The sequence below is a fragment of the Rhizobium sp. C4 genome, from assembly GCF_021026315.1.
In the GTDB taxonomy this organism is placed as follows: Bacteria; Pseudomonadota; Alphaproteobacteria; order Rhizobiales; family Rhizobiaceae; genus Ensifer_A.
The window spans coordinates 57,201-77,813 of the sequence record NZ_JAJNCX010000010.1; the positions used below are offsets into that span (position 1 = coordinate 57,201).

The 20,613-nt window shown below is 59.7% G+C and carries 19 protein-coding genes; 12 read left to right on the forward strand and 7 right to left on the reverse strand.

Annotated features, from left to right (window positions below):
• Positions 1-75 precede the first annotated feature (75 nt).
• Positions 76-585 carry an FxsA family protein gene (locus tag LQK84_RS17110; RefSeq protein WP_230829943.1) on the forward strand — a complete coding sequence of 170 codons (510 nt, stop codon included), beginning with the start codon at positions 76-78 and terminating at the stop codon, positions 583-585.
• A gap of 94 nt (positions 586-679) precedes the next feature.
• Positions 680-1,165, forward strand: a complete 486-nt coding sequence (secB, locus tag LQK84_RS17115; protein WP_230829944.1) for a protein-export chaperone SecB — start codon at positions 680-682, stop codon at positions 1,163-1,165.
• Positions 1,166-1,244: 79 nt separating this feature from the next.
• Here secB and dnaQ read toward each other — a convergent pair whose 3' ends face one another.
• From dnaQ to LQK84_RS17135, 4 genes are read right to left on the reverse strand one after another with little or no spacing between them, the layout of a single operon-like run.
• The gene (dnaQ, locus tag LQK84_RS17120) at positions 1,245-1,937 is read right to left on the reverse strand and encodes a DNA polymerase III subunit epsilon (RefSeq protein ID WP_230829945.1); all 693 of its coding nucleotides are present in this window, start codon (positions 1,935-1,937) and stop codon (positions 1,245-1,247) included.
• A gap of 15 nt (positions 1,938-1,952) precedes the next feature.
• Positions 1,953-2,546, reverse strand: a complete 594-nt coding sequence (gene coaE, locus LQK84_RS17125; RefSeq protein WP_230829946.1) for a dephospho-CoA kinase — start codon at positions 2,544-2,546, stop codon at positions 1,953-1,955.
• Positions 2,546-3,376, reverse strand: coding sequence for a shikimate dehydrogenase (locus tag LQK84_RS17130; RefSeq protein WP_230829947.1), 831 nt, complete (start codon positions 3,374-3,376; stop codon positions 2,546-2,548). Before LQK84_RS17130 ends, coaE begins: the two co-directional genes overlap by 1 nt.
• Positions 3,377-3,395: 19 nt before the next feature.
• The gene (locus LQK84_RS17135) at positions 3,396-4,001 is read right to left on the reverse strand and encodes a Maf family nucleotide pyrophosphatase (protein ID WP_230829948.1); all 606 of its coding nucleotides are present in this window, start codon (positions 3,999-4,001) and stop codon (positions 3,396-3,398) included.
• A 597-nt stretch (positions 4,002-4,598) separates the two neighbouring features.
• Here LQK84_RS17135 and hemE point away from each other — a divergent pair.
• The 8 genes from hemE to LQK84_RS17175 all read left to right on the forward strand — a co-directional run bounded on the left by hemE (position 4,599) and on the right by LQK84_RS17175 (position 13,370).
• Positions 4,599-5,636, forward strand: a complete 1,038-nt coding sequence (hemE, locus tag LQK84_RS17140) for a uroporphyrinogen decarboxylase (protein WP_230829949.1) — start codon at positions 4,599-4,601, stop codon at positions 5,634-5,636.
• A gap of 5 nt (positions 5,637-5,641) precedes the next feature.
• Positions 5,642-6,169 carry a protoporphyrinogen oxidase HemJ gene (gene hemJ, locus LQK84_RS17145; RefSeq protein WP_230830067.1) on the forward strand — a complete coding sequence of 176 codons (528 nt, stop codon included), beginning with the start codon at positions 5,642-5,644 and terminating at the stop codon, positions 6,167-6,169.
• 157 nt (positions 6,170-6,326) lie between these two features.
• Positions 6,327-7,592, forward strand: a complete 1,266-nt coding sequence (gene rho / locus LQK84_RS17150; RefSeq protein ID WP_230829950.1) for a transcription termination factor Rho — start codon at positions 6,327-6,329, stop codon at positions 7,590-7,592.
• A 156-nt stretch (positions 7,593-7,748) separates the two neighbouring features.
• Entirely contained in the window at positions 7,749-9,071 is a 1,323-nt protein-coding gene (gene mnmE, locus LQK84_RS17155) for a tRNA uridine-5-carboxymethylaminomethyl(34) synthesis GTPase MnmE (protein ID WP_230829951.1), read from the forward strand.
• A 42-nt stretch (positions 9,072-9,113) separates the two neighbouring features.
• Positions 9,114-11,000, forward strand: coding sequence for a tRNA uridine-5-carboxymethylaminomethyl(34) synthesis enzyme MnmG (mnmG, locus tag LQK84_RS17160; RefSeq protein WP_230829952.1), 1,887 nt, complete (start codon positions 9,114-9,116; stop codon positions 10,998-11,000).
• Positions 11,000-11,632 (forward strand): 16S rRNA (guanine(527)-N(7))-methyltransferase RsmG, encoded by a 633-nt coding sequence (gene rsmG, locus LQK84_RS17165; RefSeq protein ID WP_230830068.1) that lies wholly within the window; start codon positions 11,000-11,002, stop codon positions 11,630-11,632. Before mnmG ends, rsmG begins: the two co-directional genes overlap by 1 nt.
• Before the next feature lie 19 nt (positions 11,633-11,651).
• Positions 11,652-12,446 carry a ParA family protein gene (locus tag LQK84_RS17170; protein WP_230830069.1) on the forward strand — a complete coding sequence of 265 codons (795 nt, stop codon included), beginning with the start codon at positions 11,652-11,654 and terminating at the stop codon, positions 12,444-12,446.
• Between the two features lie 27 nt (positions 12,447-12,473).
• On the forward strand, positions 12,474-13,370 hold the full coding sequence (locus tag LQK84_RS17175; RefSeq protein ID WP_230829953.1) for a ParB/RepB/Spo0J family partition protein: 897 nt from the start codon (positions 12,474-12,476) through the stop codon (positions 13,368-13,370).
• Positions 13,371-13,487: 117 nt separating this feature from the next.
• Here the strand turns inward: LQK84_RS17175 and holA are convergent, their stop codons facing one another.
• Genes holA through leuS form a run of 3 tightly spaced genes read right to left on the reverse strand, consistent with a single transcriptional unit; the run spans position 13,488 to position 17,662 of the window.
• Complete coding sequence (gene holA, locus LQK84_RS17180; RefSeq protein ID WP_230829954.1) at positions 13,488-14,525, reverse strand: DNA polymerase III subunit delta; 1,038 nt, start codon at positions 14,523-14,525, stop codon at positions 13,488-13,490.
• 7 nt (positions 14,526-14,532) lie between these two features.
• Positions 14,533-15,045, reverse strand: a complete 513-nt coding sequence (lptE, locus tag LQK84_RS17185) for an LPS assembly lipoprotein LptE (protein ID WP_230829955.1) — start codon at positions 15,043-15,045, stop codon at positions 14,533-14,535.
• On the reverse strand, positions 15,032-17,662 hold the full coding sequence (gene leuS / locus LQK84_RS17190; protein ID WP_230829956.1) for a leucine--tRNA ligase: 2,631 nt from the start codon (positions 17,660-17,662) through the stop codon (positions 15,032-15,034). The genes lptE and leuS overlap by 14 nt, the downstream gene beginning before the upstream one ends.
• A 189-nt stretch (positions 17,663-17,851) precedes the next feature.
• On the opposite strand from leuS, the gene LQK84_RS17195 reads away from it, so the two are divergent.
• Positions 17,852-18,529, forward strand: a complete 678-nt coding sequence (locus LQK84_RS17195) for a YggS family pyridoxal phosphate-dependent enzyme (RefSeq protein WP_230829957.1) — start codon at positions 17,852-17,854, stop codon at positions 18,527-18,529.
• Positions 18,530-18,632: 103 nt separating this feature from the next.
• Entirely contained in the window at positions 18,633-20,546 is a 1,914-nt protein-coding gene (locus LQK84_RS17200; RefSeq protein ID WP_230829958.1) for a propionyl-CoA synthetase, read from the forward strand.
• Positions 20,547-20,613: the final 67 nt, after the last annotated feature.

Consider the following 20,613-nt stretch of genomic DNA (forward strand, 5'->3'; position numbering starts at 1 on the left):
TATAGTCTTCAAACCACAGCTATTCAAACGCTAGATGTCGCTTCGACAGTTCCAGCGGCAATAAAGGCGCCTGACATGCGATTTTCGATCCTTCCCCTGGCACTGGTCGTGCTGCCGCTTCTGGAAATTGCGGTCTTCATCATCGTCGGCCGCTATATCGGCGTGCTGCCGGTGATCGGGCTTATTTTTCTCTCGTCTGCCGTCGGCGGCATCCTTTTGCGGATCCAGGGCATTGGCGTGCTGCGCAAGCTGTCGCGCGAGCTCGACGCTGGGCAGCTGCCGGCGCGTGAGATGATCCATGGCGCGATGATCGTGCTTGCCGGGCTTTTCCTGCTGACGCCGGGTTTTGTCACCGATGTGCTTGGCCTGCTCCTCTTCATCCCCGCCGTGCGCGATGCTGCCTGGCTGCTGGTCAAGGACAGGATCGTCGTCTCCGGCGTTTTCCGGACCGCAAGCCGTGGACCTGGTTCACCCTTTGAGGGTGGACGTCCGAACGATCCGGAAGGCGACGTGATCGATCTGGACGCCGACGACTACCGCCGCGAACAGAACCCCAACTCGCCCTGGAACCGCCGGATCGACTGATGCCGATCCCCGACCGGCCTCGGGCCACAGGGTTGTAAGCCCCCCTTGGAAATGTTAGATCGCGGCAACATCGTTTTTGCCCTGAGGAGCAGATATGTCTAACGAAGCAAACCAGAACGGCGCAGGACAGGCTCCTTCGCTCAACATTCTCGCCCAGTACACGAAGGACCTTTCCTTCGAAAATCCGGGCGCGCCGCAGTCGCTGCAGGCCCGTGACAAGGCTCCGGACATCAACATCAATGTCAACGTCAATGCCAACCCGCTCGGCGGCGACGACTTCGACGTTCTCCTCACGCTGACGGCTGAAGCCAAGGTTGGCGACAAGGCGCTCTTCCATGCAGAGCTTGCCTATGGCGGCGTTTTCCGCATCGCCGGCTTCCCGCAGGAACACATGCTGCCGATCCTCTTCATCGAGTGCCCGCGCCTGCTCTTCCCGTTCGCCCGTCAGATCATTGCTGACGTGACGCGCAACGGTGGCTTCCCGCCGCTCCTCGTCGATCCGATCGACTTCGCGCAGATGTTCTCGCAGCGCATGGCCGAAGAACAGGCCCGCGCCAAGGTCAGCGCCAACACGAACTGATTTTTCGTTTCACGACGCGAAACAAGAAAGCCCGGGTCCAAGCCCGGGCTTTTTTTTTGGAACGACATGGCGCGTCCGATTACTGATAGCGCGACCAGAGTGCCTTGCCGCCAATTTTTGCGACCATGGCGTCATGCGCCTGGCGCTCCGTTTCCGTAACACGATCAGCCAGAGGCTTCGGCCTGCCTGCCACGATCACACCCGCCGCTTCGTTTTCCTCGACCGTCGTTTGGCCGGGACCGGCAAGACCCAGTGCCGCCTGACGGCCACCGATCATCTCGATATAGACTTCGGCCAGGAGTTCGGAGTCGAGAAGTGCGCCGTGCTTGGCGCGATGGGAGTTGTCGATCCCGTAACGCCTGCAGAGTGCGTCGAGCGAGTTCGGGCCCATCGGATGCTTGCGACGAGCAAGCGACAGCGTGTCGATGACTTCGGATGGCGCAATCGGCGGGAGGCCGAGGCGGCCCAGTTCCGCATTGACGAAGCCCATGTCGAAGGTCGCGTTATGGGCAATCCACTTCGCGCCTTCGAAGAAATTCAGGATCTCCTCCGCCACATCGGCAAAGGCCGGCTTGTCTTTGAGAAACTCGTCCGTGATGCCATGGACCGCAAGCGCGTCCGGATGAACCTTGCGATCAGCCGGGTTGATATAGAGATGCAGCGTGCGGCCGGTCGGGAAATGATTGTCGAGTTCGATGCCGCCGATTTCGATGATGCGGTCCTCGCGCGAATCAAGGCCGGTGGTTTCCGTATCGAAGATGATTTCCCGCATTTCGTTCCTGCCTGATTATGTGAGACGCCGCGCCCTGATGTCGGCGAGAATGTCGCGAACTTGCGCACGGGCCTTTTCCAGCCCTTCACCAGTCTCGACAATATAGTCGGCCCGGGCCCGCTTTTCGCTATCGGGCAGCTGACGGGACAGGATCATTTCGAACTTATCCACCGTCATTCCCGGTCGGGCCAGAACGCGGGCGCGCTGGATCTCAGGCGCGCAGGTCACCACGACGACCGCATCGACACGCCCCTCGCCGCCTGTTTCAAACAGAAGCGGAATATCGAGCACCGCGATGTCGTGGCCATCTGCAATCGACGTTTCACGAAACTGCAGTTCCTTGGAACGCGCGAGCGGATGAACGATGGCTTCGAGGGTCTTGAAGTCGGCGGGATGGGCTGCGAGATGGGCTGCAAGTTTCGTGCGGTCGACCTTGCCATCGGCCGTGGTGCCAGGGAATGCGGCTTCGATGGGCGCCACAGCCTCCGCCGCATAAAGCGCATGAACGACGGCATCCGCATCGTTGACGGGAATGCCCTCCGCCCGGAACATGTCCGCGGTCGTCGACTTTCCCATGCCGATCGAACCTGTCAGCCCGAGGACGAACATCAGCGCACTCCCATCGCGGCTTCGACAATGTCGCGCAATTCCCTGTCGACCACCGGGCGGACGCCGAACCATTTTTCGAAGCCGGGAACCGCCTGATGGAGAAGCATGCCGAGACCATCCGCCGTTGCGATGCCTTGTGCTTCCGCCTGTTCAAGGAAGGCTGTCTTGAGGGGCACGTAGACGATATCGGTGACGAGTGCACCTTGGCGCATTCCGGTGAAATCAATCTGCGGGACCGCGTCATCCTCAAGCCCCAACGAGGTCGTGTTGACGAAGAGGCCGGCACCCTGAAGCACCTCATCGAGGGTTTGAAGACCATGAGCCTGCACTGTCGCGCCGAAGCGATCCGCAAGCGCCTTTGCCTTTTCCGTCGTCCGGTTCAGAACATGGACCGTGCGGAAACCGCGCTGGACGAGTGCCACGATGACGGCGCGGCTCGCACCGCCGGCGCCATAGACCACCGCCGTTTCGAGCGTCTCCCAGCCGGGGCTTTTCTCATCCAGGTTTGCGGCAAATCCATAGGCGTCGGTGTTCGTCGCCTTCAATCGACCGTCTTCGCGCCAGAGCGTGTTGGCGGCGCCAATGTAATCGGCTGTTTCATCGACTTCATCGGCGAGCGCGAAGGCCCGCTCCTTGTGGGGTATCGTGATATTGCCGCCGACAAATTCCGAGGCTGGTGCCTTGAGGCTGGCCATGAAGGCCTCGAAATCTTCAGGCGCCACGTCGACGGCGCGATAGGTGCCTTCGAGACCGTGGCGCTTCAGCCAGGTCCCATGGATCAACGGTGACTTCGAATGCTTGATCGGGTGGCCGGCGACGAATGCGTGCATGGTTAATGTTTCACGTGAATCAGCGAGGGATGATGGCGAGATCTCTGAGAGCCGCAAGCAACGGCAGCATCGGCAGGCCGATGATGGTGAAGAAGTCGCCCTCAACCTTCTCGAACAGTTGTTGTCCGAGACCTTCATAACTGTAGGCGCCGACCGTCAGCAAGACCTTGGGTCCGGCCCTCTCTATATAGTCGTCGAGAAAGGCATCGCTGAAATTGCGAAAGGTCATATCGGCGACCGAGACATGGCTCCAGACTTCCCTGTCATCGCGAACGATCGATATGGCGCTCGAAAGCCGATGGGTTCGACCACGCATGGACCGAAGCTGATCGCGTGCCATCTCCACGGAGGTGCATTTGTGAAACAGGCGGCCGTCCATCGACATGACCTGATCCGACCCGATAACGAACGAAGCTGAATGACGTCCTGCCACCTCTGATGCCTTGGCCTTGGCCAAGGCCAAGGCGATGCTTTCTGCCGACGCACCCGCAGCAGCGAGAGGCGCTTCAATTTCCCGTTCATCAATGGAGGCCGGTTCGGCCGCAAATATCAGCCCTGCAGCGTCCATCAACTGCTTGCGAAAAGGTGAGCCGGAGGCGAGAATCAGCGGGGCTTCTTTAGTCATGGGTTTCGGCTTCACTTTTATTGCAGCAATCGAGTTGCCGCTTTCTCGCATTGGCACGGTCGATTGACAACAGAGACTGTTGGAGCGGCCCAAAACCCGGCCCCGTTAATCATCCGTTAGCAATTGGCCGCTAATGTGAGAGGTGCAGTCGCCCCAAGGGTGATTCTGTGATGAGCAAGCGTTTCCATCACCTATCCCCGATAATTCGTGGCATCTGTTGATAAGATGGGAAAAGCAGCCCCGGTCTAGAGCCGACCCGGGAGCCCTGTGGGTAACCGCCGACTTTTCCACATTTGGCATTTTTGGGAACCGTTTTCAGACAGATTTTTGGAACTGTGGAGAACCCTCTTCAGTGACTGCGTTATACGGCATTTATCCACAGAGACGGATCACGCCAGATTCAGGCCAAGCGTTTCTGAATCCTGTCTGAATCGAAACGTCCCCTCGTTTTCCCAATCCGAGCACGAAATCTTTCACGCCTTTCGTCGCGTCGCTGCGATCAGTGGACAAGACCTGCGTCGATTTTAATCCTTGATCCTCACAGACTCTAAGAAATAGAAGCTCTTTAAGAATAGATTTTTTAGATTGGAGAAGAGGGTGGTTACAGACACGCGCCGTAAGGTGATTGACGTCTTGGAGGGAAAGACCGTCTCTCCTCCCCCCGTCTGGCTCATGCGTCAGGCAGGACGCTATTTGCCCGAGTACAGGGAAACGCGGGCCAAGGCAGGAAGTTTCCTCGATCTCTGTTACACACCCGATTACGCAGTCGAGGTAACGCTGCAGCCGATCCGACGCTACGCCTTTGACGCAGCGATCCTGTTCTCCGATATTCTGGTTATCCCTGATGCGATCGGTCGGCATGTTCGCTTTGAAGAAGGAAGCGGGCCGCAGCTTGATCCCTTGAGCGTTGACGAAATTGATGCCGTGACGAGGACCGAGCTCGGACACAAGCTTGATCCGGTCTACGAGACTGTCAGACGTCTGCGGGCGGAATTGCCGGCTGAAACCACCCTCCTCGGTTTCTGTGGTGCGCCCTGGACGATCGCAACCTATCTGATCGCCGGTCATGGCACGCCGGACCAGGCGCCGGCCCGGCTGTTTGCGTACCGCTATCCCGAAGCCTTCGGAAAGCTCCTCGATCATATCGCCGATCTTTCGGCCGAGTATCTGATCCGGCAGATCGACAGTGGAGCGGATGCCGTGCAGATTTTCGATTCCTGGGCGGGTGTTCTAGGTGAAGCGGAGTTTGAACGCTTTGCTGCGCGTCCGGTGCGCCGGATCATCGACAATGTTCGTGCCGCACGGCCGGGGGCAAAGATCATCGCCTTTGCGAAAGGCGCTGGCTATCTTCTGAAATCCTACCGCGAAGATACGCGCGCCGATGCGATCGGGCTCGACTGGTCGGTGCCGCTTTCGTTTGCACGGGAGTTGCAGAAGGAGGGCGCGGTTCAGGGAAATCTCGACCCCATGCGCGTTGTCGCAGGCGGAAGGGCCCTCGATGAGGGGATCGATGCGATCCTTCAGGCGCTGGGATCAGGTCCGCTGATTTTCAATCTCGGCCACGGCATCACACCCCAGGCTGATCCGGACAATGTGACGCGTCTCGTCAATCGGGTCCGCGGAGGTGCAGCTTGAGCGAGATGAGGAAGCCGTCAGGTCGTGCAGTTGCCTTGCGAGCTGGTGTTGCGCTCGCGGTCTTTCTGGCCGCGGGGCTTGCCCTCTTCATGGCCGACGAGCAGAACCGCTATCTGTGGGTCAAGGCTTTGCATGTGATTGCCGTGATCTCATGGATGGCCGGCCTGTTGTACATGCCGCGGCTTTTCATCTACCACCTCGACCATGCGGTCGGCTCCGCGGCTTCGGAAACGTTCAAGGTCATGGAGCGGCGGCTGATGTCGATCATCATGACGCCGGCCATGGTGTTGAGCTGGATTTTCGGCCTCTGGATGGCGATCGAGATTTACGGCTTTCACGGCGGATGGCTGCACATGAAGCTTGCGGCTGTTCTGGCTCTTTCCGCGGCCCATGGCTACATGGCAAAAGCGGTGCGGCGATTCGGGGCGGATGATCGGATCGGCACTGCGCGTCACTGGCGGCTGATGAACGAGGTGCCGACGCTTTTGATGATCGTCATCGTTATTCTCGTTATCGTGAAGCCTTTCGCGTGATTTCTCGCCAATTTCCCCGCGCCCCCTTGCGGGTGAGGCAGCGAAGCGCTATTTTCCGCGCATCTCTTCCGAGGTGACGGGCTCAGAGCCGGACGAACACGTCTGGCATCCGCATATCGTACCGTCCGGTTCCCCCCTTTTATACGTGTGGTTTTTCATGGCTGAAATGAAGCTTCAGGAGCTTAAGAACAAGACCCCAACCGATCTGCTCGCCTTTGCAGAGTCGCTGGAGGTCGAGAACGCAAGCACGATGCGCAAACAGGAATTGATGTTTGCCATCCTGAAGGTTCTGGCCACGCAGGAGGTGGAGATCATCGGCGAAGGCGTCGTGGAAGTGTTGCAGGATGGCTTCGGCTTCCTCCGCTCTGCGAATGCCAACTACCTGCCGGGGCCGGACGACATCTACATTTCGCCCTCGCAGATCCGCCGCTTCTCGCTGAAGACCGGCGACACGGTGGAAGGCCCGATCCGTGGTCCGAAGGAAGGCGAACGCTATTTCGCGCTTCTCAAGGTCAACACGATCAATTTTGAAGACCCGGAGAAGATCCGCCACAAGGTTCACTTCGACAACCTGACTCCGCTTTATCCGAACGAGCGCTTCAAGATGGAGCTGGAGGTTCCGACCTCCAAGGATCTGTCCCCTCGCGTCATCGATCTCGTGGCTCCGCTCGGCAAGGGTCAGCGCGCGCTGATCGTGGCGCCGCCGCGCACGGGTAAGACGGTTCTGCTCCAGAACATCGCGCATTCGATCACGGCAAACCATCCAGAATGCTATCTGATCGTTCTGCTGATCGACGAACGTCCGGAAGAAGTGACCGACATGCAGCGCTCGGTGCGTGGCGAAGTCGTTTCCTCGACCTTCGACGAACCAGCGACGCGACATGTGCAGGTCGCCGAAATGGTGATCGAGAAGGCTAAGCGCCTTGTCGAGCACGGCCGCGACGTTGTCATCCTGCTCGATTCGATCACGCGCCTTGGCCGCGCCTACAACACGGTCGTTCCCTCGTCCGGCAAGGTCCTGACGGGCGGTGTGGACGCAAACGCGCTCCAGCGCCCGAAGCGCTTCTTCGGTGCAGCCCGCAATATCGAAGAAGGCGGCTCGCTGACAATCATCGCGACGGCGCTCATCGATACCGGCAGCCGCATGGATGAAGTGATCTTTGAAGAATTCAAGGGTACCGGCAACTCGGAAATCGTGCTTGACCGCAAGGTTGCGGACAAGCGGATCTTCCCTGCGATGGATATCCTCAAGTCCGGTACGCGTAAGGAAGACCTGCTGGTGCCTCGCCAGGATCTTCAGAAGATCTTCGTCCTTCGCCGGATTCTCGCCCCGATGGGCACCACGGACGCGATCGAGTTCCTCATCGACAAGCTGAAGCAGACCAAGAACAATGGCGACTTCTTCGAATCGATGAATACCTGATTTTTCAATATCCGGATTCGAATTTTCGAGAGTCAATCGCGGTCACTGCCTCGATTGACTCTTTTGCGTTTTGACCCCAGAAACCCGGGCGAACTCAAGCTGGCCGGGCCGATCGAGACAAAAGACCATGCCCGCGGGCGATTGACGAACGAACGAATGGCAGCAAACGATACCATCTTCGCGCTCTCGAGCGGCGGTCTCCCGGCCGGCGTTGCGGTCGTTCGCGTGTCGGGTCCGGCGACCAAGGATGCCCTTCATGCGCTCTGCGGCAGGGTACCTGCGCTACGGGTCGCGACGCTGATGACGGTGCGTGGACGTGATGCTGAAGAACTGGATCGCGGGCTAGTCCTCTTCTTCCAGGCGCCGGCCTCCTTCACGGGCGAAGATTGCGCCGAACTGCAGGTCCATGGTGGTCGCGCCATAGTGGCTGCGATCCTTGAGGCGCTCGGTGCAATGCCGGGTTTGCGTCAGGCCGAGGCCGGCGAGTTTGCGCGGCGCGCATTCGACAATGGCAAGATGGATCTGGTCGAGGCGGAAGGCCTTGCGGAACTGGTTCAGGCGGAGACCCAGGCCCAAAGGCGGCTCGCCAAATATCTTGCAGATGGTCATCTGTCACGCCGCTATGAGGCCTGGATGAGCCGTCTGTCGCAGTCGCGTGCGCTCATCGAAGCCGAACTGGATTTTGCCGATGAGGGTGACATCCCCGGTTCGGTGTCCGAACAGGTTTGGAAGGATGTCAAAGGTCTCGCGCACGAGATGGAGGCTGCCCTCTCCGACCACACGGCTGAAATCGTTCGCGACGGATATCGGGTTGCGATTGCAGGTCCTCCGAATGCGGGCAAGTCGAGCCTGCTGAACTATCTTGCCCAGCGTGATGTGGCGATTGTGACGGATATTGCGGGAACGACCCGCGACGTGCTTTCGGTCGATCTCGATCTGGATGGCCTCAAGATTGTCCTCTTTGATACGGCAGGTCTGAGGCACACGGACGACCCGGTTGAACGGATCGGTATTCAGCGCGCGCGCGCCACCATTGATGCGGCCGACCTTGTCCTCTATCTTTCTGAAACTGGCGCCATTGAGTCGACAGAGAGCTCTTGGATGCCGCGTGGTACAGGCGACGTCGTTATGGTTCGGTCGAAGGCCGACCGGAATTTGGCTCTCGACGATACTGGTCATGTATCGCTATCAACGGTAACGGGCGAAGGGGTCGATTCACTCCTGAAACAAATCTCGGCCCGTGCGACCGACGCGATACGAGGCGGACAGTTTCTGACACCGCTTTTGATTCGGCATCGAAACCATGTCGGGACGGCAGCTGCGGCATTGCGTGAGGCGCATGAATCCGTTGATCTGCCGCTTGAAGTGAGAGCCGAGTTGATGCGTGCGGCTTCGGACGAACTGTCGCATCTGACGGGACGTGTCACGCCAGACGCACTGCTGGGCCTCATATTTTCGCAATTTTGCGTTGGCAAATAGACCAACCTGCTGCGCTGCAACTATCGATTCAGGAACGAAACGATGATGGATCTCGATTTCGATGTAATAGTCATTGGTGGAGGACATGCCGGCTGCGAAGCCGCGTCTGCGTCCGCCCGCGCCGGTGCCGCGACGGTTCTTCTGACGCATCGGGCCGATACGATCGGGACCATGTCCTGCAATCCTGCGATCGGCGGCCTCGGCAAGGGGCATCTCGTGCGTGAAATCGATGCGCTGGATGGATTGATGGGCCGCATCGCTGATCTGGCGGGCATTCAGTTTCGACTGCTCAATCGCAAAAAGGGTCCAGCTGTTCGCGGTCCGCGCACCCAGGCGGATCGGGCGCTCTACAAGACCCATATGCAGGCCGCGATTACGGATACTTCGGGGCTGACGATGATCGAAGGCGATGCCTTCGATCTCATCATGGACGGTAGCGTGGTTCAGGGTGTGGTGACGGCAGATGGTCGAAGAATCATCGCGAGCTCTGTCGTGATCACGACGGGGACATTCCTGAGGGGATTGATTCACATCGGAAACGAAAAGACGCCGGCTGGTCGCATGGGGGAAGCCCCAAGTGTTGGCCTTTCTGGTCGCTTCGAGAGCCATGGTATCCGGCTCGGGCGCCTGAAGACGGGTACGCCGGCGAGGCTCGATGGCAGAACGATCGCCTGGGATCAGATCGGCACGCAGGAGGCCGATTCAGAGCTTGTGCCGTTTTCCTTTATGACCGATGCAATCACCAATCCGCAGATTGCCTGCGGCGTCACGCGGACAACGGAGGAGACACATCGGCTCATCCGCGAGAACATCCATCGTTCGGCGATGTATTCGGGCGAGATCAAGGGTGTGGGGCCGCGCTATTGTCCCTCAATTGAAGACAAGATTGTTCGATTTGGAGACAGGGACGGCCACCAGATATTCCTCGAGCCCGAGGGACTGAACGACAATACGGTATATCCCAATGGTATATCCACCTCGCTGCCCGCGGAGGTCCAGGACGCGTTTATCCGCAGCATTCCGGGTCTTGAGGACGTGAAGATCCTTCAGCCTGGATACGCCATCGAGTATGACTTTGTAGACCCCACCCAGCTGGACCACCGTCTATCGGTTCGGCAGGTCTCCGGTCTGTTCCTCGCCGGTCAGATCAACGGCACCACCGGCTATGAAGAAGCCGGCGCGCAAGGGCTTGTTGCGGGCCTAAACGCGGCCATGCATGCAGTTGGCCGGGAACCGGTGCGGTTCAGCCGAACGGACTCGTATATTGGCGTGATGATTGACGACCTGATTACCTTTGGTGTGACCGAGCCCTATCGCATGTTCACGTCGCGCGCCGAATATCGGCTGTCGCTCCGGGCGGATAATGCCGACCAGCGCCTCACGCCTCTGGCCATTTCTGTAGGCATTTGCGGTGAAGCTCGGAAAGAGCGGTTCTCCCGGTTTGAAAGTGCGTTGGAGAATGGGCGGACTGAGTTGAGCAGCCGTACGCTTACGCCGAACGAGGCAGAAACCCACGGCCTTACGCTGAACAAGGATGGTATTCGGCGTAGCGCGTATGAATTGCTCGCCAGAACCGACTTTGACTTCCCCGACGCTGAAAAAGTCTGGCCGGAATTGGCTGGCATTGATGCGAGAGCGAAGGAAGCATTGAAGATTGAAGCGGGCTATGCGGTCTATATGGATCGACAGACTGCGACGATTGCAGACATCCGTCGGGATGAAGCACGCGAGATACCTGAGGGTTTTTCGTTCGAAGGTATTTCCGGCCTGTCGAACGAACTGTTGCAAAAACTTAATAGAATCAGACCTTTAAATATCGCGCAGGCGTCAGCCATCGAGGGAATTACACCGGCTGCCCTGGCCCTTATCCTCGTTCATCTGCGGAAGCGTTCTGAGTCGTTCGGCCAGCTGAAGGTGGGGTTGCAATGATGAAGAGTCAGCCGCTTCAAATAGACGGATTGCGTGTTTCACGTGAAACCAACGAGAAGCTTTCGGCTTTCGCGGACCTCTTTCGCAAGTGGGCAAAGGCAATCAATCTGGTTGCGCCGTCAACGGCCGGTGACTTGTGGAGTCGCCATATATCGGATAGCGCGCAGCTCTTTGCCTTGAACCCGCACCCTGTGACTTGGGTTGATTTGGGAAGCGGCGGCGGCTTTCCCGGCATTATTACTGGCATTTTGCTTTCCGAGTTGGGGGATGGCTGGGTTCACCTGGTCGAGAGCAACAACAAGAAGGCGTCCTTCCTCCGGAACGCCATCCTGCAGACCGGCGCGAGGGCGTCGGTTCATGCGGTTCGTATTGAGGAAGCGCCGCAAGATATACCAGAATGCGCGGCGATTTCGGCGCGTGCACTCGCTGATCTGTCTGTTCTCTTCAATTATGCCTCTCCATGGGTGGAGCGGTCCCCATCAACGCGGCTCTATCTGCATAAAGGTCGGGATTACGCGCGGGAGATCGAACACGCACATAGCACCTGGAGCTTCGATCTGATAAGACATCAAAGTCAGATCGAAGCGGAATCAGTCATTCTTGAGATCTCGAATCTGACGCCCAGGCTGTGAGCGGGACTTGAAAATGGCGATGAACGGCTTTCGAAATCGGATCATAACCGTTGCAAATCAAAAAGGTGGGGTCGGGAAGACGACCACCGCGATTAATCTTGCAACGGCACTCGCGGCGATTGGTGAGAAGGTGCTGATTGTGGACCTCGATCCGCAGGGCAATGCGAGCACCGGCCTCGGCATCGGTCGCAAGAATCGCGAGCACTCATCCTATGACCTTCTGATGGGAACCCATTCTGTCGCCGATACGGTGCAGGAGACGGCCGTTCCCAATCTGCATATCATTCCGTCGACGATGGACCTGCTTGGTATCGAGATGGAAATCTCCCAGGCGAGCGACCGTGTTTTCCGTCTTCGCAAGGCGCTGATCTCGACCCAGGCATTCGAATATTCCTATATCCTGGTCGACTGCCCGCCGAGCTTCAACCTTCTGACGATGAATGCCATGGCTGCCGCGCATTCGGTGCTGGTTCCCCTTCAGTGCGAGTTCTTTGCGCTTGAGGGTTTGAGCCAACTTCTTGAAACTGTTTCACAAATTCGCTCAACCGTGAACCCGCAGCTGGATATCCAAGGCATCGTCCTGACGATGTTTGATGCCCGTAACAATCTGGCTCAGCAGGTCGTCAATGATGTGCGGACGCATCTCGGTGAAAAGGTCTACCACACGCTGATACCGCGCAACGTGCGCGTTTCCGAAGCGCCGTCTTACGGAAAGCCGGCGATTCTCTATGATCTTAAATGCGCGGGAAGCCAGGCTTACCTGCAATTGGCATCAGAGGTCATTCAGAGAGAGCGCCAGCGCCTCGCAGCGTAATTGTAACGGAGGTGTAATAGTCTCGCGATGGAAGAAGATCATTCGAAACGCCGCCTCGGTCGCGGCCTCGCGGCTTTGATTGGTGAAATGGACCAGCCTCTGCCGATGGGCGCAACGGGTGCGACTGCAAGCCGCATCAGCGCCGACCGGCAGGTGCCGATAGAGCATGTCGTGCGCAACCCGCGCAACCCGCGCCGCACCTTTGATGAGGCCGAGCTGCAGGAACTGGCCTCGTCCATTCGCCAGCACGGCATCGTTCAGCCCGTCGTCGTGCGGACGATCGGGTCTGGCCAGTTCGAGATTATCGCCGGCGAACGCCGGTGGCGTGCCGCGCAGCTGGCCGGCTTTGCCGAGATCCCGGTGATTGTCCGTGATGTGGATGACCGCACGGCGCTGGAACTGGCGATTGTCGAGAACGTTCAGCGTTCTGATCTCAATCCGCTCGAAGAAGCGCTGGGTTACGAGCAGCTGATCGCGGAACATGGCTATACGCAGAACGATCTCGGTGAAATCATCGGCAAAAGCCGCAGTCACGTGGCGAACAGCCTCCGCTTGCTGAAGCTGCCGGACGAAGTTCGCGACATGCTCTCCTCCGGGACACTCTCCGCGGGCCACGCGCGCGCCCTGATCCCGACCTCCAACCCTGTCATGCTGGCAAGAGCGGTCGTCGCCAAGGGCATGTCGGTGCGTGACACCGAGCGGCTGGCGCAGAACGACATCAAGGCGCAGGAAAATCCCGGCTTGGCTGGGCCGAAGGTTCGTGACAACAAGGATGCCGATACACTGGCGCTTGAAAAGTCGCTGTCTGATGCGCTGGGGCTCGATGTCTCCGTCAGCCACAAGACCACAGGCGGTTTCGTCAAGATTTCCTACAAGACGCTCGACCAGCTGGAAGAGATCTGCCGCCTTCTGGAACGCCGCTAAGGCCTTATCCATCGATGTGAAGCCGTCCTCGCCGGGTGAAACCCGCGGGGGCGGCTTTTCATGCGGGTTTCACGTTGAGCGCCGGTGAATGGGTGTCTTTCGACCCGTCGGATCGGCTCAGCGGCGCGCCACCGATTGCTGTGTCAGCGAGAGCAGGAGTTGCGCGGCCACGCTATCGGCAATCTGTGGGTTCTTCTGGCTGGTCAGAACCATGGTCTGAAGCCGGGAGAGCTCCCTGGAGAGCTTCGGCGCCGTCCAGACAGAAAGCGCCTGCGTGATGACGTTACGGCGCTTGAAGAAGATGTGCTTGCCGTGGGTCTGAATGACCTGGCTGGCAGACTGCCTGGACTTGTCCATTTCGGCGCGCAGCGTATCAAGCATCTGGAATTGCCGAAGAACAGCATTAAGTACCTGATAAATCGCTGTTTTCGCAGAAATGAGCGACTCCAGCGCTGCAATCATCGTATTCGCGTCGCCGGCCAGCAGGGCGTCGATCAGATTGTCCAGCGAGGTTTCGCTGACATCGCCGATGATATCGAGGACGTGCTGTTCCTCGATCTGCGGCTCATGTGCACAATAGAGGGCGAGCTTGCGGATTTCGCCCCGGCTGGCGCGGCGGTCGCCGCCGAGGTTGTCCAGGAGCCTGGCGCGGGCGCCGGGTGTGATGCGCTGCCCGGTCTCTTTGAGAATGTCGTCGATCAGCCCATTGAGGCTTGCCTGATCATCCGCATAGCAGGGAACCGAGGCCACTGTGCGGGCCGCTTCCGCCGCCTTTCGCAGCGCGGAGCCCTTTTTCAGGTCGCCGGCCTCGATGATCAGATAGGCTTCCGGCGGTTCCCCGGATGTCAGGACAGAGAGACCGTCAACCAAAGCCTTCTCATTGGCTGCATTTCGCACCCAGACGAGCTTTTCGCCGCCGAAGAGGCCGATGCTCTGCATTTCCTCGACCAGCCGTCCAGGCGCCTTCTGCAGGTCGGAGGCGTCGATTTTCGTGACCGCGAAGGGATCGTCGAGCGCAATGCCTGTCCGTGCAGCAGCAGCCTCGGCCCGTTCGGAAACGAGCCCCCTGTCTGGTCCGAAAATGACGATCATGCGCGGCAGGGCGGAACTGGACCGTAAGAGGCGTTCGAACTCCTGCGGTTTCAGCTCCGACATGGCATGATCACTTCGACAGCGCTGCTGCGATATCGAGCTTCAGGACTTCCGCGAGCTCGCGCGCGGCGCGATCTTCGGCGTCGCGAATGGCGCGGATCTGGGCGAATTGCTGGCTCGTGTAGTCAAGCTGGGCATCCATGCGCTGCGTGCCCTGCTTGATCAGCTTGCCGTCCCGCGTGAGGATGTAGCGGGCGGAGAGCGTCACGCGACCCGGCTGCGGCAGGTTGGACGAGATTTGCGACAAATAGTTCACGTTGCTGGAGCTGACATGCAGTTCCAGCTGGTAGACGGGGTTTGCCGGCTCACCTGCCCCGCCAGAGAGCAGGAAGATCATCTGATTGCGGACCGACTGTTCCACGCGGTTCTTCGGCTCCGAGATCCCGACGCTTGCCAGCGAGTCCGTCAGACCGGACTTGCCGTAAAGCGGCTGCACCTGGCAGGCGCTCAGGCCGAGCGCGGACGCCGCCAGAACGGCACCCACAAAAGCGCGTCGAAACAGCGGCTTATCAAACGACGACATTGACGATCCTTTGCGGTACGACGACGATCTTCTTAGGCTTTGCGCCAGCCAGAGCGCTGGTCACGAAATCGAGTCCCAGCACGGCGGCTTCGACGTCACTCTGAGACGCGTCGCGCGCGATTGTCAATTCGCCACGCTTCTTGCCATTGACCTGAACCGGCAGCGTGACGGTGTTTTCGACGACGAGGCTTTCCAGATAGGTCGGCCACGCGGCGTCGGAAACGAGACCCGTGCAGCCAATCTCCTTCCAGCATTCTTCGGCCAGATGCGGCATGATCGGGGCGAAGAGCTGGATGAGGATTTGCGTGGCTTCCCGCAGGGCTGATGCATAGGCGTCATCGACCTTTTCGTTGGCGGCCTTGGTCAGCGGTGCTGCAAGGGCGTTCACGAGCTCATAGATGCGCGCCACGGCCTTGTTGAAGCCGAGACGGTCAAAGTCATTGGCGACGGCCAGGAGCGTCTTGTGCGCGGCCTGTGAGACCGGCAAAGCATCGCCGGTCTCTGCCGGGGCCGGTTTCACGTTGCTCAGCGTCGGCGCTGCTTCGGAAACCAGACGCCAGATGCGCTGCACGAAGCGATGGGCGGCTTCAACGCCGGCTTCCGTCCAGATCACGTCGCGTTCCGGCGGCGAGTCCGACAGCATGAAGAAGCGGGCCGTGTCAGCGCCATAGGAGGCGATGATATCGTCCGGATCGACAACATTCTTCTTCGACTTCGACATCTTTTCGATCGAGCCGATGGTCACTTCTTCACCGGACTCCAGATGGAAGGCGCGGCGGATACCGTCCGATTCTTCAAGACGGATTTCCGAAGGCTGGACCCAGGTTCCACTGCTGCCCTCACCGATCTTGTAGGTTTCGTGCACGACCATGCCCTGCGTGAAGAGGCCCTTGAAGGGCTCCTTCAGGTTCACATGGCCGGTTTCGCGCATGGCGCGGGTGAAGAAGCGCGAATAGAGCAGATGCAGGATCGCATGCTCGATGCCGCCGATATACTGGTCAACCGGCAGCCAGGCGTCAGCCGTTTCGGTGATGACCGGCTCGTCAGCGCGCGGCGCCGTAAAGCGGGCGAAATACCAGGACGAATCGACGAACGTGTCCATCGTGTCCGTCTCGCGACGGGCATCCTTGCCGCAATGCGGGCATTTCACGTTGCGCCAGGTCGGGTGACGGTCGAGCGGGTTGCCCGGCTTGTCGAAATTGATGTCGTCGGGCAGCTGAACCGGCAGGTCCTTTTTCGGAACCGGCACGACGCCGCAATCATCGCAATGGATGACCGGGATCGGGCAGCCCCAATAACGCTGGCGGGAAATGCCCCAGTCGCGCAGGCGGAAATTGACCTTGCGCTCGGCCTGCGGCTTGCCGCCGAGCAGCGTCGCGCTCAGACGGTCGGCGACTTCCTGGTAGGCGTCCGTGGTGGACTTGCCGTCGAGGAAGCGCGAATTGATCATCACGCCGTCGCCATCGTAAGCGGTGTCGCCCACGGTGAAGGTGCTAGCATCTCCGCCTTCAGGCATGACGACCGGCACGACCGGCAGATCATATTTGCGGGCGAAATCCAGGTCGCGCTGGTCGCCGGCGGGGCAGCCGAAGATGGCGCCCGTGCCATAGTCCATCAGGACGAAATTGGCGACATAGACCGGCAGTTCCCACGAAGGATCGAAGGGATGACGGACCTTGACGCCCGTATCCATGCCCTTCTTTTCAGCCGTTTCCAGCGCCGCCAGAGACGTGCCGGCGCGGCGGCATTCCTCGGCAAAGGCTTCGACAGCCGGATTGCTCGCGGCAACATATTTGGCCAGCGGATGGTCGGCAGCGATCGCCAGGAAGGAGGCGCCGAACAGCGTGTCCGGGCGCGTCGTGTAGACGGTGACGTCGCGGAACTCTTCCGGCAGTTCGTTGCCGACGGTTTCCCAGCGCAGCGTCAGGCCTTCGGAACGGCCGATCCAGTTCTTCTGCATCAGCCGGACCTTTTCCGGCCACTGGTCGAGATCGTCCAGCGAATCCAGCAGATCCTGCGAGAAATCCGTGATCTTGAAGAACCATTGCGTCAGCTCGCGCTGTTCCACCAGCGCGCCGGAGCGCCAGCCGCGGCCGTCAATCACCTGCTCGTTGGCAAGCACGGTCTGGTCGACCGGGTCCCAGTTGACCTTCGACTGCTTGCGATAGACGAGGCCCTTTTCGAGGAAGTCGAGGAAGAGGCTCTGCTGGCGCTGGTAATATTCCACGTCGCAGGTTGCGAATTCACGCGACCAGTCAAGCGACAGGCCCATGGATTTCAGCTGGCCGCGCATGGTGGCGATATTGGCGTAGGTCCATTCCTTGGGATGGATCTTGTTCTGCATAGCGGCGTTTTCCGCCGGCATGCCGAAGGCGTCCCAGCCCATCGGGTGCAGAACGTTATAGCCGCGGGCCCGCTTGTAGCGCGCGACGACGTCGCCCATGGCGTAGTTGCGCACATGGCCCATATGGATGCGTCCCGACGGATAGGGGAACATCTCAAGGACGTAATATTTGTCGCGCGGATCGTCGTTGTCGGTCTTGAAGATCTCGAGGGCGTTCCATTCCGCCTGCCAGCGGGGTTCAGCGTCGCGCGGGTTATAGCGTTCTGTGGCCATGATTCGACTGTTCCGGATAGATCAAGAATTTGGGGGCGACCTTCATCACGAAATGCCGGAAGCGTCAAGTTTTTCGGGCATTTCGCTAAGGTCAGCGGTGATGGCGCGGCAAAAATGAGAACCATTCAGGTTCCAAATTTGCGTCAGGCAGCATAAATGGGTGTTAAGGCATGCAAAGGGAATAGCACGATGGAACTTCAGGACAGGCTGAACGCGGTGAAGGCCGAGATTGCGCGGGCGGAAAAGGCTGCAGGCCGGGCTGCGGGCGCCGCGTCTCTCGTTGCGGTGTCGAAGACATTCGAGGCGGACGAGATCCGCCCTGCCCTTGAAGCAGGTCAGCGCGTGTTCGGCGAGAACAAGGTTCAGGAGGCCAAGGCGAAATGGCCGGGTCTGTGCGAGGCCTTTACGGGTATCGAACTGCATCTGATCGGGCCATTGCAGTCCAACAAGGCTGGAGAAGCGGTCGCTCTGTTCGACGTGATCGAGACCATCGATCGCGAGAAGATTGCGCGGGCGATTGCTGACGAGATGGCGAAGCAGGGCCGCCGGCCGCAGCTCTATGTTCAGGTCAACACCGGGCTTGAGCCGCAGAAGGCCGGCATTGCGCCGGACGATACGGTCGATTTCGTCAATCTCTGCCGGGACGAACTGTCGCTGCCGGTCGTCGGCCTCATGTGCATTCCGCCGGCCGAGGAAAATCCGGGGCCGCATTTTGCGCTGCTGGCGAAACTGGCCGGCAAATGCGGGCTCACGAAGCTCTCCATGGGCATGTCGTCGGACTACCAGACCGCGATCGAATTCGGCGCCACCAGCGTTCGCGTCGGCTCGGCCATCTTCGGCAATCGGGCCTATCTGCAGCACGCATAGCACCCGGCGCATGCATTGGCCTTTTGTCGGGGTTCTTAGACGCATTGGTGTCCGCTAAACTTCCCCTCCTGTAGCGCGACTGGGACCGCGCCGGGAGGAACACATGCGTCAGGGATATGATGCCGCCTATGCGGCTTGGAAAACCGATCCGGAAGCTTTCTGGATGCGGCAGGCGGAAGCGATCGACTGGTTTGAAAAGCCGACTACGGCTTTCGATGGGTCAGCCGGCGTTTACGGACGCTGGTTTCCGGATGGGGTGACCAATACCTGCTACAATGCGCTCGACCGTCATGTTCAGGCCGGGCTTGGCGACCGGAATGCCTTTGTCATCGAAAGCCCGATCACAGGACGGTCCTCGGCGATTACCTATTCGGAAGCACTTGCCGAGGTGAAGGCGATTGCGCTTTCCATGCGCTCGCTTGGCGTCGAAAAGGGTGATCGTGTCATCATCTACATGCCGATGATCCTTCAGGCGGTGCTTGCCATGCTCGCCTGCGCACGGCTTGGCGCGGTGCATTCCGTTGTCTTCGGCGGCTTTGCCGGGCCGGAGCTTGCCACCCGCATCGATGACAGCAAGGCCAAGCTCATCATTTCGGCGAGCTGCGGCCTTGAGCCAGGCCGTGTCGTTCCCTACAAGCCGATGCTGGATGAGGCGATTGAACTCGCCAGCCACAAGCCCGCAGCCTGCCTGCTCTACCAGCGGCCGGAACTCACCGCGCCGCTGACGGGGGGGATGGATCACGATTTTGAGGTGCTGGTGGCGAGACATCGCGGTGGAGACATCGAATGTGTCCCGGTCGCCGCGACCGATCCGCTTTATGTGCTCTACACATCCGGCACGACGGGCCAGCCCAAGGGTGTGGTGCGAGACAATGGCGGCCACCTCGTCGCGCTCCATTGGACCATGCGCAATTTCTACGGTGTGAAACCGGGCGAGACCTTCTGGGCGGCCTCGGATATCGGCTGGGTCGTCGGCCATTCCTACATCGTCTATGGACCGCTGATCTCGGGCAACACGTCCGTTCTGTTCGAGGGCAAGCCGATCGGGACGCCGGATGCCGGGACGTTCTGGCGCGTCATCCAGAAACATTCCGTCGTCTCGTTCTTCACGGCGCCCACGGCGTTTCGCGCCATCCGCAAGGAAGACCCGACAGGCGCCTTCCTCAATGATATTCCGATGCCGTCCCTGCGCACCCTGTTTCTGGCCGGCGAACGCGCCGACCCGGACACGATCAAATGGGCGGAGCAGCATCTGAAAATCCCCGTCGTCGACCACTGGTGGCAGACGGAAACGGGATGGGTGATTGCGGGCAATCCAGCCGGCCTTGGGCTCCTGCCGATCAAATACGGTTCGCCGACCGTCCCGATGCCGGGCTATGACGTGCAGGTTCTCGACGATGCGGGCCATGCGGTGCCGGCCGGCACGCTGGGCAATGTCGTCGTGAAACTCCCCCTGCCCCCTGGCAGCCTGCCGACGCTCTGGAACGCAGACGAGCGGTTCAAGAAGGCCTATCTCGAAGAGTTTCCGGGCTATTACAAGACGGCGGATGCCGGCTATATCGATGAGGATGGCTATCTCTTCATCATGGCGCGTACCGATGACATCATCAATTGCGCCGGCCATCGCCTGTCGACCGGGGCGATGGAGGAAGTCTGCGCCAGCCATCCGGATGTGGCCGAAGCCGCCGTCATTGGCGTTCAGGATGACATCAAGGGTCAGGTGCCCTGCGGCTTCCTGGTGCTGAACAGCGGGGTGACGAAACCTGAGCGCACGATCGAGAAGGAAGTGATCGAGCTCGTTCGCCACCACATCGGCCCGGTCGCCGCCTTCAAGCTGGCGACCTGCGTGAAGCGGCTGCCGAAGACGCGTTCCGGCAAGGTGCTGCGCGGCACGATGCAGAAGATCGCCGACGGCGAGACCTGGAAGATGCCGGCGACCATCGAGGACCCGGCGGTGCTCGGCGAAATCGAGGCCGCCCTGAAGGCGCATGGCTTGCCGCATCCACATGTCCTGTAAGGTGCGGCGCACCTTCGGTTTCACGTGAATCAGGCATTCCAAGGCAATAAAAAACCCGGCTCGATGG